The following is a 12,449-nucleotide window of genomic DNA, read 5'->3' as shown; positions in this document are numbered from 1 at the left end:
GAGGAACGAGACCATGGTTCACGTCACCACCAAGATCGAGCGCGCCGAGGCATCCGACATCGCCCGTCTGGGCGAATTCACCGCCGCGACCATCCACGAGGCCCAGGGTCGCCGCGGCGCACTGAACTCGAACATCACGCCCATCGACCGCGACATGTCGTTCGTCGGCTCGGCGTTCACGGTCGTCTGCGCCCCGCGCGACAACCTCATGCTGCAGGTCGCCATCCACTACGCGCAGCCCGGCGACGTGCTCATCGTCTCGGCGGGCGAGTTCGCCGAGGCCGGCATGTTCGGCGACGTGCTCGGCAACGCCTGCAAGGCCAAGGGCATCGCGGCGCTGGTGACCGACGCCGGTGTGCGCGACACGCAGGAGCTGCGCGAGCTGGGCCTGCCCGTCTTCTCGGGCAGCGTCTCGATCAAGGGCACGGTCAAGGAGACCCTCGGGGCGCTCAACCAGCCCGTCGTCTTCGCGGGCGAGCTGATCCGCCCCGGCGACATCGTCAAGGGCGACGCCGACGGCATCGTCGTCGTGCGCCGCGAAGAGGTGCGCGAGGCGGCCGAGCTGTCGGCGGCGCGCGACGCGCACGAGGCCGAGCTCATCACGAAGTACTGGGCCGGCGGCACGACCATCGAGCTGTGCAACCTCACCGAGGTGCTCAAGGCCAAGGGCCTCACCTCCGACATCGAGGACGCATCGTGACCGCCAGCACCGAGACCCCCGCGTCGTCGTTCCGCGCCGCTGAGCGCCTCGGACGCATCAAGCCCTCGCCCAGCACGGCGGCCGCGGCACGCGTGCGCGAACTGAAGGGTCAGGGGCGAAGCATCCTCGACCTCACCGTCGGCGAGCCCGACTTCGACACCCCCGCGCACATCAAGCAGGCCGCGATCGCGGCCATCGAGGCAGGCGAGACCAAGTACACGCCCGTGAACGGCACGCCACGGCTGCGCCAGGCGATCCGCGGCGCGCTGCAGCGCACGCACGGCATCGAGTACTCGGATGCCGAGATCACGGTCGGCGGCGGAGGCAAGCAGGTCATCTTCCTCGCGCTCATGGCGACGGTGGATGCCGGCGACGAGGTGCTCATCCCCGCGCCGTACTGGGTGTCGTACCCCGACATGGTGCGCGCGAACGAGGGAACCCCCGTGATCGTGCCGACGTCGGCCGAGAACGGCTACAAGGTCACGGCCGCGCAGCTCGAGGCCTCGATCACCGACCGCACGACCTGGCTGATCCTGAACAGCCCGGGCAACCCGAGCGGTGCGATCCACACCGAGGAGGAGCTGTCGGCCCTCGCCGAGGTGCTGCGCCGCCACCCCGCGGTGTCGGTGCTCTCCGACGAGATCTACAGCGAGATCTCGTTCACGGGCACCCCCGCCCCGAGCCTCGCCGCGGTCGCCCCCGACCTGCGCCACCGCGTGCTCGTGGTGTCGGGCGTCTCGAAGTCGTACGCGATGACGGGCTGGCGCCTCGGCTATGCGGCGGGCGACCCCGCCCTCGTCGGTGCCATCAACACGCTGCAGTCGCAGACCTCCTCGTGCCCGTCGTCGATCAGCCAGGCCGCCGCGGCCGCGGCGCTCGAGGGGCCGCAGGACTTCATCGCCGAGTCGGTGCCGGTGTACCGCGAGCGTCGCGACGCCGCGGTGGCGGGTCTCCGCGCGATCGACGGACTCACCCCGCTCGTGCCCGACGGCGCGTTCTACCTCTACGTCGACTGCGCAGGACTCATCGGGCGCACCTCGCCGGAGGGAAAGGTGCTCGCCGACGACCAGGACGTGACGTTCTACCTGCTCGATCAAGCCGGCGTCGCCGTGATCCAGGGTTCCGCCTACGGCAGCTCGCCCTTCTTCCGCATCTCGTTCGCGACCGACCTCGGCACCATCACCGCCGCGGTCGAGAAGATCGCCGAAGCCGTGGCGGCGCTGCGATGAGCGACGCCACGGCCAGCGACCGCCTGCGCGTCGTCGTCGCCGCGCCCCTCGCCCCCGAGCTGTGCGACCTGCTGGTCGCCCGCGAGCCGCGCATCGACCTCGTCGTCGATCAGACGCTGCTGCCGCCGATGCGGCATCCCGCCGACTTCTCCGGCGACCCGTCGTTCCGTCGCACGCCCGAGCAGCAGGCCGCCTACGAGGCGCTGATCGACTCGGCCGAGGCGCTGTACGGCATCCCCGACGTCGACCCCGCCGCCCTCGCCCGCACGGTGCGCGCCAACCCGGCACTGCGCTGGGTGCACACGATGGCGGCCGGTGGCGGCGGTCAGGTGCGCGCCGCGCAGCTCACCGACGACGAGCTGCGGCGGGTGACCTTCACGACCTCGGCCGGTGTGCACGGCGATGCGCTCGCCGAGTTCGCGGTGTTCGGCGTCTTCGCCGGCGCCAAGCACCTGCCCCGGCTGCAGCGCCAGCAGCGCGAGCGCGAGTGGAGCGGCCGCTGGGTCATGTCGCAGGTCGCCGACCAGACGGTGCTCGTGCTCGGTCTCGGCGGCATCGGGCAGGCCGTCGCACGCCAGCTCGCCGCCCTCGGCACGACGGTGATCGGCACCTCGCGCAGCGGGGCATCCGTTCCGGGTGTCTCGCGCGTCATCCACCCGGACGACGTCGCCGAGGTGCTGCCCGAGGTCGACGCGGTCGTGGCGACCCTGCCCGGCACCGATGCCACGCACCACCTCGTCGGCCGCGACTTCTTCGCCGCGCTCCGCCCGGGCGCGACGCTCGTCAACGTCGGACGCGGCACGGTCATCGACGAGGCCGCCCTGCTCGAGGCGCTCGACGCCGGAACCGTGGGTTTCGCCGCGCTCGACGTGTTCGAGGTCGAGCCGTTGCCGTCGGACAGCCCCCTGTGGTCGCACCCCGACGTGCTGGTGAGCCCGCACACCGCGGCGCTCGACGCCCGAGAAGACGGGCGCATCGCCGAGCTGTTCGCCGACAACGCCACCCGCCTCCTCGACGGCACGCCACAGCGCAACGTCGTCGACACCATCGAGTTCTACTGATCGGGACGGAGCATCCATGAGCACCCCCTTCGACCTCACCGGGCGTCGCGCCCTGGTCACCGGTTCCAGCCGCGGAATCGGGCTCGCGATCGCGCGCTCGCTGCTCGAGGCCGGCGCCCACGTCGTCGTGCACGGGCGCGACGCCTCCACGGTGGGCGAGACGGCGGACGCCCTCGCCCGGGACTTCGGAGCGGATGCCGTCTCCACGGCGGTCTTCGACGTCACCTCCGAGGAGGCCGTGATCGACGGCATCCGCGGGATCGAGGCCGCCGGCCCCCTCGACATCCTCGTCAACAACGCGGGCCTGCAGCACCGCGAGCCGCTGCTGGAGGTGAGCCTCGAGAACTGGGAGCGCGTCATCCGCACCGACCTCACCAGCGCCTTCCTCGTCGGGCGCACGGCCGCCCGTGCGATGGTGGCGCGGGGGAGCGGTGCGATCGTCAACATCTGCTCGGTGCAGACCGACCTCGCCCGCCCGACGATCGGGGCGTACACCGCCGCGAAGGGCGGGCTGCGCAACCTCACCAAGGCGATGACGGCGGAGTGGGCGGGCAGCGGCGTGCGCGTCAACGGCGTGGCCCCCGGGTACATCCGCACCGAGCTCACGCAGGCGCTCGTCGACGACCCCGCGTTCAACTCCTGGGTGCTCGGACGCACCCCGGTCGGGCGCTGGGGCGAGCCGGAGGACATCGGTGGTGCCGTGGTGTGGCTCTCGTCGGACGCCTCGCGTTTCGTGTCGGGCCAGGTCGTCTTCGTCGACGGCGGAATGACGGCGGTCGTCTGATGGCCGCCGCGCTCCACGCCGTCGTGATCCACGAGGCCGGCGACCTGCGCATCGACCCGATCGCCGAGCCCGTGCCCGCCCCCGACGAGGCCGTGATCGACATCGTCTACGGCGGCATCTGCGGGTCCGACCTGCACTACTGGAAGCACGGAGCCGCGGGGGAGTCGATCCTGCGCGCGCCGATGGTGCTCGGGCACGAGGTGGTCGGCGTGGTCCGGCGGGCCGCCGCCGACGGCAGCGGGCCGTGGGAGGGCGCACGCGTCGCCGTGCACCCCGCGACCCCGGCGCAGGAGCAGGTCCGGCATCCGATCGACCGCCCCAACATCGCGGGCGGCGGGTACCTCGGCTCGGCCGCGCGCTTCCCGCACCGCGACGGCGCGTTCGCCCACCGGGTCGCGATGCCCACGCGGATGCTGCGCACCCTCCCCGAGGGGATCGACCTGCAGGAGGCGGCGCTCATCGAGCCCGCCAGCGTCGCCTGGCACGCCGTCAACCGGATCGGCGACGTCTCCGACCTCTCGGCGCTCGTCGTCGGATGCGGTCCGATCGGACTGCTCGCGGTCGCGGTGCTCAAGGCCCGAGGCGCGCGGCACATCACCGCCGTCGATCTGCACGAGCGCCCGTTGCGCATCGCCCGGGAGCTCGGGGCCGATGTCGTGCTGCAACAGCCCGATGCTGCCGACGTCGCGGCGATCGACGCCGACGTGGTGATCGAGTCGTCCGGCAGTCCGCAGGGACTCGACACCGCGATCCGTGGGGCCGCCCGTGGCGGCGTGGTCGCGATGGTGGGGCTGTTGCCCAGCGGTCCGCAGCCCGTGCAGGTCGCGCTCGCGATCGCCCGCGAGCTCGATCTGCTCGGCTCCTTCCGCTTCAACGACGAGATCGACGAGGTGATCGCGGCGCTCGCCGACGGGACGCTGCGCATCGCGCCCGTGATCAGTCACGTCAAGCGCTGGCGGTCCGCCGCCGACGCCTTCGCGACCGCCGCCGATCCGACGGTGTCGAGCAAGGTGCTGCTGCAGTTCGGGAAGGCGTGATGACCGTGCTGACCGCCTCCCGTCCGCTCGTCGTGGTGATGGGCGTCGCCGGCTCCGGCAAGTCGACGGTCGGTGCCGCCCTGGCCGACCGGCTGCGGCTGCCGTTCGGAGACGCCGACGACCTGCATCCGTCTGCCAACGTCGAGAAGATGTCGCAGGGCGTCCCGCTCACCGACGAGGATCGCGCCCCCTGGCTCGACGCCGTCGGCGAGGAGATCGCCCGGCATCGCGTGCCGGGGCTCGTGATCGCCTGCTCCGCGCTCAAGGTCGCCTACCGCGACGTGCTGCGCGCGCACGCGCCCGAGGTGTTCTTCCTGCACCTCGAGACCACCAAGCGCGTGCTCGCCCAGCGGATGCTGGTGCGCTCCGAGCACTTCATGCCGCTCGCGCTCCTCGACTCGCAGCTCGACACCCTCGAGCCTCTCGCGGGCGATGAGAACGGATTCGCGATCGACGCGCGGCGCAGCGTCGACGAGATCATCGGTGCGGCAGAACGGGTGCTCCGAGCCGAACCGGCCGCCCGTCGGTCATGAGCGGGCGCGCGGTCTGGGTGTCGGCGCCGCACGGCAGCGTCGCCGGTTACGAGGCGGGATGCCGTACCCGGGCGATGTGCCCGATGGGGCCCGACTCCGACATCCTCACGTGCGCCGAGGCGGCGCTGCGGCGGCGCGGCGACTACCGGTTGGCGCGCATGCCGCTCGATCAGCCCGTGCCGCGCTCGGGCGACGTCGACGAGGTCGTCGTCTCGCCGGGCGGTGTGCGCGAGGTGCACGGCACGCCCTGGGGCTATGCCCGCGGATGCCGCGACCCGCAGTCGTGCCCGAACCGGCGTCTGGGCGCGGTGACCTGCGCCGAGTCGCGTCGTCGCTACGTGCACGACTACGTCTCGCGCCGGGCGGCGGGGGAGGGGGCGCCGATCGATCACGGCACCCCGAACGGTTACTTCATGGGGTGCCGTGACCGGCGCCTGTGCCCGCGCGGCGATGACGGCGTCTCGTGCGCCGAGGCGCGGGCCGAGCATCGACGCAGCCTCGCCCGAGCGGCCGGAGTCGCGCCGCGTGCCGAGACCCTCGACTCCGAGGCGGCGGCCGCGCGCATCCGCGACCTGCGCTCGCGCGGCTGGTCGTTGCGGCGGATCGCGGCGGCGACGGGCTGCGGACGCACGACGATCGCGGAGCTCGCCGTGGAGGACGGCCCGGTACGGCGTCGGGTCACCGCCGACACGCTGCAGCGGATCCTGGGGGTGGCCGCGGGGTAGATCGCAGGGCGGGTGGTTGCATCCCGTCAACAGTTGCACTTTTGCAACTAACGGCGTATGGTTGACACTTATCAACTTTCTACGCTGGAGCGTTCCCCTGTGACAACCATCTCTTCACCCGCGCACGACACCGTGCGCTCACCGCGCGAGGTCTTCACCGCGATCTCCGGGCTCGTCGTCGGCATGTTCGTCGCCGTGCTCTCGGGCACCGTCGTGTCGACCTCGATGCCGGTCATCATCGCCGACCTCGGCGGCACGCAGTCCCAGTACACCTGGGTCATCACCGCGAGCCTGCTCGCCACCGCCGTCTCCACCCCGATCTGGGGCAAGCTGGCCGACCTCGTCGACCGCAAGATCCTCGTGCAGATCTCGCTCATCCTCTTCACGGCCGGCACCGTGATCGCCGGATTCTCGACCGACACGAACATGCTCATCGCGGTGCGCGTCATCCAGGGAATCGGCGTCGGCGGCCTCATGTCGCTCGTCATGATCGCGGTCGCCCTCATCATCTCGCCGCGTGAGCGCGGTAAGTACATGGGCGTCGTCGGCGGCATCATGGCCCTCGGCACCATCGGCGGCCCGCTGCTCGGCGGACTCCTCACCGACGTGTGGGGCTGGCGCTCGAACTTCTTCGTCGGCGTGCCGTTCGCCCTCCTCGCCCTCGTGCTCCTGCAGTTCACGCTGCACCTGCCCAAGCCGCAGCGAGACAGCAAGGTCTCGATCGACTACTTCGGAATCGTGCTGCTCGCGGTCGGCGTCTCGACCCTCCTCATCTGGGTCTCGATGGGCGGCAGCCAGTTCGAGTGGGACTCGTCGACCAGCATCATGCTCGCCGTCATCGCCGGCGTCGCGATCGCCGCGTTCATCACCGTCGAGTTCTTCGTCAAGGAACCGATCGTGCCGATGTCGCTCTTCCGCAACCGCACCTTCACGCTCTCGGTCATCGCGTCGATCGCGATCGGCGTCTCCATGTTCGCCACCTCGGTGTTCCTCGCCCAGTACTTCCAGCTGGCCCGTGGCGCCACGCCGACCGAGTCGGGTCTCATGACGATCCCGATGATCATCGGCCAGATGGGCGCGTCGATCATCATCGGCCAGCTCGTCAGCCGCTTCGGCAAGTGGAAGGGATGGATGCTCACGGGCTCCGTGCTCACCACGATCGGCGTGAGCCTGATGTCGACGCTGCGCTACGACACCCCGTTCCCGCTGGTGGCCGTGTACATGTTCGTGCTCGGCGCGGGTCTCGGCATGGTCATGCAGAACCTCACGCTCATCGTGCAGAACGACACCGCCCCGCAGCAGCTGGGTGCGGCCTCGTCGAACGTGAACTTCTTCCGCACGATCGCCGGCACCATCGGCGTCACCGTCATGGGCTCGCTGCTCTCGACGAGCGTCGCCGGGTACATGACCGACTCGCTGAAGGACTTCGTGCCGTCGACGCAGGACGAGATCGACGCGCTGCAGCACCTCGCCTCGGGTGACGTGCCGAAGGTCGGTCAGCTGCCCGACACGATCCGCGCGATCGTCGAGGGGGCCTACGGCCACGGCATCGCGGATGCCTTCATCATCGCCATCCCGCTCGCGGTCATCGCCGTCATCGCGATCGCGTTCCTCAAGAACAAGCCGCTGTCGACCAAGAATGCCGCCGAGCAGCTGCGCGAGCAGGCCGAGGAGTCGGTGCTCGAGGTCTCCGAGGCCGAGGTCGGTGCGACGATGTCGACCGGTGCGATCCGCATCGCGGGCACGGCATCCGCTTCTCCCTCCTCTCCGTCTGCTCCGTCGACCGGTTCGGTGACGACCGTTCTCGAACGCGACGGCCGGGAGTCGAGGGGCTGAGATGATCGGCTCGGATGCCGTCGCATCGCCCGACGCGGAGACCGCGCTGGGTGACCTGCAGACGCACCTCAACCTCATCTTCGCCCGCACGCGGACGCTGTGGCGGGAGTCCGCCGCCCGCATCTCGCCCGAGCTGCAGGTGGGTGGGTACAAGCTGCTGACCTTCATCGATCGAGCCGGCTCCGTCAGCGCGCACGAGTTGGCGGAGCGGTTCGAGATGGACAAGTCGGTGGTGAGCCGCCAGGTGCGGATGCTCGAAGATCTCGGTCTGATCGAGTCCCGTCCGGACGAGCGCGACGGGCGCCTGCGGGTGCTGACGGCGACGCCGTCGGCCTGTGCGGCGCTCGCCGAGCTGCGCCGCGACCACGGCGTGCGGCTGCGCGCGGTGGTCGCCGAGCTCACGCCCGAGGAGATCCACGCGGCATCCAAGGTCTTCCGGCTGCTGTCGGAGGTGTGACGCACGAAGCCCCGCCGGGCGGTCGACGGCGGGGCTTCGTCGTGCGCCGCCGTTAGGCTGGCGATCATGAGCGCCTCGACCGACGAACCCGCCCGCGAGGGCGCGCCCGCCGCGCAGTCCGCCGTGCAGTCCGGCACGCAGTCCGGCAGCGTCGACATCGACCAGGCGGTCTCGCGCGTCGAGCACGAGCTGGGTCGGCTGTTCGCGCGCATCCGGGTGAGCTGGCGCGAGGCGGCGACCACCGTGCATCCGGATCTGCAGCCCCTCGGCTACCAGGTGCTCACGTCGATCGCGACGGGCAAGGCGACCTCGGCCGGCGCGATCATCGAGCGCCTGCAGACCGACAAGTCGGCCGTCAGCCGTCACGTGCGCCAGCTCGAGCAGCTGGGACTGGTCGAGAGCGTTCCCGACCCCGACGATCGCCGGGCCCGTGTGCTGGTCGCCACCGATCTCGCGCAGGAGCGGGTCGCGCTCGCCCGCTCCCGCTACGAGGCGCGCCTCGCCGAGCGGTTGAGCCGCTGGTCGGCCGAAGACCTCGATCGGTTCTCGGAACTGCTGGCCGCCTTCGGCGACTGAGGCCCGTCTCGTCCGCTATCGGGGTGGGCGCTCAGCACAGCCGGTGGGGGCGACGCTGTGGCGTCGCGACGGTGACGACCGGCATCCGCCTGGCTAGCCTGGAGGAATGGAGAGCTTCGACTTCCCCTCCGTCGATCTGGCGTACCTCAGGTCGACGCTCGGCGAACCCGAGGCACCGACCACGCAGAAGATCACGAACTTCCTCGATGAGAACTGCCTGACCTTCCTCGCGCACTCGCCGTTCTGCAGCCTGGCGACCGCGGATGCCGCGGGCAATTGCGACAGCTCGCCGCGCGGCGACTATCCCGGTTTCGTGCGGGCGCTCGATCCGCGCACCCTGGTGATCCCCGACCGGCTCGGCAACAAGATCGCCGACTCGATGACCAACATCATCGACAACGGGCACATCGGACTGCTGTGCTTCGTGCCGGGCATGACCGAGACGCTGCGCATCAACGGCACGGCGACCGTCACGAACGACCCCTCGCTGCTGGCGATGCTCGAGCAGGACCATGCGGTTCCCGATCTCGCGATCGTCGTGCGCACCGAGCAGGTGTACCTGCACTGCGGGCGCGCGCTCGTGCGGGCGGGTCTCTGGGACGCCGAGATGCAGGACCTCGCCGAGGAGGTGCCGACCTCGGGCACGATCTGGGCGAGCATGTCGGGCTTCGATCCCTCGGTCGGCGACGTGATCGACGACGCGATGGCCGGCGCCTACCGGAACCTGTACTGAATGCGGTCCCGTGCGGGGATGCTCCCCCTCGTCGTGAGCGAGATCGTCCGTGAGACGCCCTCGATCGTCAGCATCCGTCTCGCCGCGCCCGACGGCACCGCGCTGCCGCCGTGGCAGCCGGGGGCGCACGTCGACGTGCAGCTCATCACGCGGCACGAGCGCCAGTACTCGCTGTGCGGCGACCCCGCCGATGCGCACGGCTATCGGATCGCCGTGCTGCGCGAGGAGTTCTCGCGCGGGGGCTCGCACTACATCCACTCGTTCCTGCGGGTGGGGAGCCGGGTGTGGGTGCGCCCGCCCCGCAACCTCTTCACCCTGTCGGATGCTCCGGCGTACCACCTGCTCGCGGCGGGCATCGGCATCACGCCGATCCTGGCGATGGCGCGGCATCTGGCCGCCGAGGATGCCGACTGGCGGATGACGTATCTGGTGCGTCGGCGCGAGGACGTGGCTTTCGCGGACGATCTCGCTGCCCTCGGCGATCGCGTCACGATCCATGTCGGCGCCGAGGCCGGGCGGATGGATCTGGCCGAGCTCTACGCGGGCCTCGCGCCCGGCACCGCGGTCTACGCTTGCGGACCGCAGCGCTTCGTCGATGCGCTCGACGACCTCGCGGGTGCCCTGCCCGGCGGTGCGAGTCTGCACGTGGAGCGCTTCGAGCCGAAGCCGCGCGAGTTCCGGCCGAACGAGGCGTTCACCGTGGTCTGCGCGGGCAGTGACGTCACGGTCGAGGTGCCGGCTGAGCGTTCGATGCTCGGCGCGCTGCAGGGTGCGGGCGTGCCGGTCGAGGGCTCGTGTCTGCGGGGCATCTGCGGCTCCTGCGCGGTGACCGTGCTCGACGGCATCCCCGAGCATCGGGACTCGCTCACCGGTGACGACGCGTCGATGACGATGTACCCGTGCGTCTCGCGGGCGCTGTCGCCGACGCTCGTGATCGACGCCTGAGGCGGAGCTGCTCGCCTCCGCGCCGCCTCAGCCCCGCCTCCCCGTTGGGCGGAGAACTCCGTGTCGGGCGGAGATTCCGGGAACAAACATCCGCCCGACACCGAGAACTCCGCCCATCGCGGGGGTCTCAGCGCGAGGTCGGCGGCAGTTTGTCGACGCCGTGCCGGTTCGGTTTGCCGGGCTCGGCGGCCGTGTCGGGCGACACGCTCCCGTGCTCGGCGGGCTCGCTCGAAGTCGGGTAGCTGGGCTCGTCGATCTCGACGGCCTTATCGCGCTCATCGAGCGGGGGCAGATGGTCGAGGGGCTGCTTGATGTCATCGGGGTTGTGGCTCATACCTCACCATCCGCTGCCCGGTGGTTCGCAGGCCAGGGGGTTGAGAACCCGCGGGGGCTGTGATGGGGTCGGAGGCATGCGCTCGCGACCCCTGCTCGTCTTCGACGGCGACTGCGGGTTCTGCACGACCGCGGTGAGCGTGCTCGAGAAACGGCTCGCGCGTTTCCCCGACGCCGAGCCCTGGCAGTGGCTCGACCTCGATGCGCTCCGCCTGAGCAACCACGACGTCACGCACTACGTCTGGCTGGTCGTGGGGGAGCAGCGGTTCCGCGGGCACGCGGCCTTCGCTGCACTGCTGCGGATGCAGCCCGGCCGGTGGATGCGATTCCTCGGACGGATGCTGGTGACCCCGCCGTTCGCGTGGGCGGCGGCGCTCGGCTACGCACTCGTCGCCCGCTTCCGGCACCGCCTCCCGGGCGGGACGGCCGCCTGCGCGATGCCGAGGGGACACGCCCGAGGATCTAGTTAGGATTACCTACCCTAACTAAATTCTTGTTACGGTCGAAGGGCTCCCCCTTCCACCGACAGATTGGTCTTCGCCGTGCTCCGCCGGTCCTCTCTCGCTGCCCTCGTCGCCGCCTCCGCCCTGCTCCTCGCCTCCTGCGCCTCGACCGGAGACACCGCGGAACAACCGGAATCGGGGGAGGGCGTCACGCTCGAACACCCCTCGCTCGAGGGGCTGTCGATCGACTTCGCCGCGCAGCCCGAGAGCATCGTGATGGACTGCTACGCCTACAGCTCGCTGCACGAGTACGGCATCGAGCCCGTCGCCCTCTTCGGCTACGAGTGCGACAACCCCTTCGTGATGGGCGATGCCGACATCTCCGACATCCCGAAGATCGGGACCGACGGCGAGATCGACGTCGAGAAGCTCGCCGAGCTGCGCCCCGACGCGATCATCGGTCAGGGCACCGCCGACGGCTGGCAGTGGTTCGATGAGGACGTGAACGCGCAGATCACCCGCGTCGCCCCGTTCGTGCCGCTGCCGGGCAGTGAGACGATCGACGGTCGCATCGCCGACACCCGCACGATCGCCGCGTTCTTCGGTGCCGACGTCACCTCCGACGCCATCGTGCAGTCCGACGCCGACCTCGAAGACGCGAAGGATGCCTTCAGTGCGGCGATCACCGGCAGCGGACTGAACATCATGCTCACCAGCCCCGCGAAGGAGATGCTGTACACCGGCGTCGGCTTCGCCCAGGCCGAGCTGCTCGAAGAGCTCGGCGCGACCATCGTCGGCGCCGACGCCCCCGAGACCGGCAACCCGTGGGGGCAGGTCGCCTGGGAGGATGCCTCGACCTACCCGGCCGACATCCTGCTCATCGAGGGCTACGGCGACGACTTCTCCTTCACCGCCGACCTCTGGGACGCGCTGCCCGCCGTGCAGGCCGACCAGCTCGGCGCCTGGAGCTCGAAGGGCGCCATGACGGCCACGACGTACGCGGCCTGGCTGAACGACGTCGCCGACCTCGTCTCGGCGTCGACGAAGGTCTCCTGAC

Annotated in this window: 15 protein-coding genes; 14 read left to right on the top strand and 1 reads right to left on the bottom strand. The window is 70.7% G+C overall.

Annotated features, from left to right (window positions below):
- Positions 1-13: 13 nt before the first annotated feature.
- From ACZ5Y9_RS15330 to ACZ5Y9_RS15275, 12 genes are all read left to right on the top strand, one after another.
- Positions 14-700 (top strand): 4-carboxy-4-hydroxy-2-oxoadipate aldolase/oxaloacetate decarboxylase, encoded by a 687-nt coding sequence (locus ACZ5Y9_RS15330; RefSeq protein WP_247633893.1) that lies wholly within the window; start codon positions 14-16, stop codon positions 698-700.
- On the top strand, positions 697-1,929 hold the full coding sequence (locus tag ACZ5Y9_RS15325; protein ID WP_464471725.1) for an aspartate transaminase: 1,233 nt from the start codon (positions 697-699) through the stop codon (positions 1,927-1,929). Before ACZ5Y9_RS15330 ends, ACZ5Y9_RS15325 begins: the two co-directional genes overlap by 4 nt.
- The gene (locus ACZ5Y9_RS15320; RefSeq protein ID WP_247624591.1) at positions 1,926-2,990 is read left to right on the top strand and encodes a D-2-hydroxyacid dehydrogenase; all 1,065 of its coding nucleotides are present in this window, start codon (positions 1,926-1,928) and stop codon (positions 2,988-2,990) included. The genes ACZ5Y9_RS15325 and ACZ5Y9_RS15320 overlap by 4 nt, the downstream gene beginning before the upstream one ends.
- Positions 2,991-3,006: 16 nt before the next feature.
- Positions 3,007-3,774 carry a glucose 1-dehydrogenase gene (locus tag ACZ5Y9_RS15315; RefSeq protein WP_464471724.1) on the top strand — a complete coding sequence of 256 codons (768 nt, stop codon included), beginning with the start codon at positions 3,007-3,009 and terminating at the stop codon, positions 3,772-3,774.
- Positions 3,774-4,811, top strand: a complete 1,038-nt coding sequence (locus tag ACZ5Y9_RS15310) for a zinc-binding dehydrogenase (protein ID WP_464471723.1) — start codon at positions 3,774-3,776, stop codon at positions 4,809-4,811. The genes ACZ5Y9_RS15315 and ACZ5Y9_RS15310 overlap by 1 nt, the downstream gene beginning before the upstream one ends.
- Positions 4,811-5,344 (top strand): gluconokinase, encoded by a 534-nt coding sequence (locus ACZ5Y9_RS15305; protein ID WP_464471722.1) that lies wholly within the window; start codon positions 4,811-4,813, stop codon positions 5,342-5,344. The genes ACZ5Y9_RS15310 and ACZ5Y9_RS15305 overlap by 1 nt, the downstream gene beginning before the upstream one ends.
- Positions 5,341-6,069, top strand: a complete 729-nt coding sequence (locus tag ACZ5Y9_RS15300; RefSeq protein ID WP_464471721.1) for a hypothetical protein — start codon at positions 5,341-5,343, stop codon at positions 6,067-6,069. The genes ACZ5Y9_RS15305 and ACZ5Y9_RS15300 overlap by 4 nt, the downstream gene beginning before the upstream one ends.
- Before the next feature lie 183 nt (positions 6,070-6,252).
- Complete coding sequence (locus ACZ5Y9_RS15295) at positions 6,253-7,905, top strand: DHA2 family efflux MFS transporter permease subunit (protein ID WP_464472749.1); 1,653 nt, start codon at positions 6,253-6,255, stop codon at positions 7,903-7,905.
- A gap of 1 nt (position 7,906) precedes the next feature.
- Positions 7,907-8,362, top strand: coding sequence for a MarR family winged helix-turn-helix transcriptional regulator (locus ACZ5Y9_RS15290; RefSeq protein ID WP_247624597.1), 456 nt, complete (start codon positions 7,907-7,909; stop codon positions 8,360-8,362).
- A 66-nt stretch (positions 8,363-8,428) separates the two neighbouring features.
- On the top strand, positions 8,429-8,938 hold the full coding sequence (locus ACZ5Y9_RS15285) for a MarR family winged helix-turn-helix transcriptional regulator (RefSeq protein ID WP_464471720.1): 510 nt from the start codon (positions 8,429-8,431) through the stop codon (positions 8,936-8,938).
- A 106-nt stretch (positions 8,939-9,044) separates the two neighbouring features.
- Positions 9,045-9,671 carry an MSMEG_1061 family FMN-dependent PPOX-type flavoprotein gene (locus ACZ5Y9_RS15280; RefSeq protein ID WP_247624599.1) on the top strand — a complete coding sequence of 209 codons (627 nt, stop codon included), beginning with the start codon at positions 9,045-9,047 and terminating at the stop codon, positions 9,669-9,671.
- An 18-nt stretch (positions 9,672-9,689) separates the two neighbouring features.
- On the top strand, positions 9,690-10,616 hold the full coding sequence (locus ACZ5Y9_RS15275) for a PDR/VanB family oxidoreductase (protein ID WP_464471719.1): 927 nt from the start codon (positions 9,690-9,692) through the stop codon (positions 10,614-10,616).
- 127 nt (positions 10,617-10,743) lie between these two features.
- On the opposite strand, the gene ACZ5Y9_RS15270 is transcribed toward ACZ5Y9_RS15275, so the two are convergent.
- Positions 10,744-10,950 (bottom strand): hypothetical protein, encoded by a 207-nt coding sequence (locus ACZ5Y9_RS15270; protein ID WP_247624601.1) that lies wholly within the window; start codon positions 10,948-10,950, stop codon positions 10,744-10,746.
- 76 nt (positions 10,951-11,026) lie between these two features.
- On the opposite strand from ACZ5Y9_RS15270, the gene ACZ5Y9_RS15265 reads away from it, so the two are divergent.
- Complete coding sequence (locus tag ACZ5Y9_RS15265) at positions 11,027-11,419, top strand: thiol-disulfide oxidoreductase DCC family protein (protein ID WP_464471718.1); 393 nt, start codon at positions 11,027-11,029, stop codon at positions 11,417-11,419.
- A 72-nt stretch (positions 11,420-11,491) separates the two neighbouring features.
- Positions 11,492-12,448, top strand: a complete 957-nt coding sequence (locus ACZ5Y9_RS15260; protein ID WP_464471717.1) for an ABC transporter substrate-binding protein — start codon at positions 11,492-11,494, stop codon at positions 12,446-12,448.
- Position 12,449: the final 1 nt, after the last annotated feature.

The sequence above is a fragment of the Microbacterium sp. T3-8 genome, from assembly GCF_055398145.1.
Note: the sequence above shows the minus strand (reverse complement) of the source record. Positions and strands in the feature narration are given on the sequence as shown.

Excerpts from the sequence above, each read along its gene's own strand:
- ACZ5Y9_RS15295 (WP_464472749.1), top strand. The coding sequence starts at position 6,253 with ATGTTCGTCGCCGTGCTCTCGGGCACCGTCGTGTCGACCTCGATGCCG.
- ACZ5Y9_RS15310 (WP_464471723.1), top strand. The coding sequence starts at position 3,774 with ATGGCCGCCGCGCTCCACGCCGTCGTGATCCACGAGGCCGGCGACCTG.
- ACZ5Y9_RS15270 (WP_247624601.1), bottom strand. The coding sequence starts at position 10,950 with ATGAGCCACAACCCCGATGACATCAAGCAGCCCCTCGACCATCTGCCC.
- ACZ5Y9_RS15290 (WP_247624597.1), top strand. The coding sequence starts at position 7,907 with ATGATCGGCTCGGATGCCGTCGCATCGCCCGACGCGGAGACCGCGCTG.
- ACZ5Y9_RS15285 (WP_464471720.1), top strand. The coding sequence starts at position 8,429 with ATGAGCGCCTCGACCGACGAACCCGCCCGCGAGGGCGCGCCCGCCGCG.
- ACZ5Y9_RS15305 (WP_464471722.1), top strand. The coding sequence starts at position 4,811 with ATGACCGTGCTGACCGCCTCCCGTCCGCTCGTCGTGGTGATGGGCGTC.
- ACZ5Y9_RS15275 (WP_464471719.1), top strand. The coding sequence starts at position 9,690 with ATGCTCCCCCTCGTCGTGAGCGAGATCGTCCGTGAGACGCCCTCGATC.
- ACZ5Y9_RS15330 (WP_247633893.1), top strand. The coding sequence starts at position 14 with ATGGTTCACGTCACCACCAAGATCGAGCGCGCCGAGGCATCCGACATC.
- ACZ5Y9_RS15320 (WP_247624591.1), top strand. The coding sequence starts at position 1,926 with ATGAGCGACGCCACGGCCAGCGACCGCCTGCGCGTCGTCGTCGCCGCG.
- ACZ5Y9_RS15265 (WP_464471718.1), top strand. The coding sequence starts at position 11,027 with ATGCGCTCGCGACCCCTGCTCGTCTTCGACGGCGACTGCGGGTTCTGC.
- ACZ5Y9_RS15280 (WP_247624599.1), top strand. The coding sequence starts at position 9,045 with ATGGAGAGCTTCGACTTCCCCTCCGTCGATCTGGCGTACCTCAGGTCG.
- ACZ5Y9_RS15300 (WP_464471721.1), top strand. The coding sequence starts at position 5,341 with ATGAGCGGGCGCGCGGTCTGGGTGTCGGCGCCGCACGGCAGCGTCGCC.
- ACZ5Y9_RS15315 (WP_464471724.1), top strand. The coding sequence starts at position 3,007 with ATGAGCACCCCCTTCGACCTCACCGGGCGTCGCGCCCTGGTCACCGGT.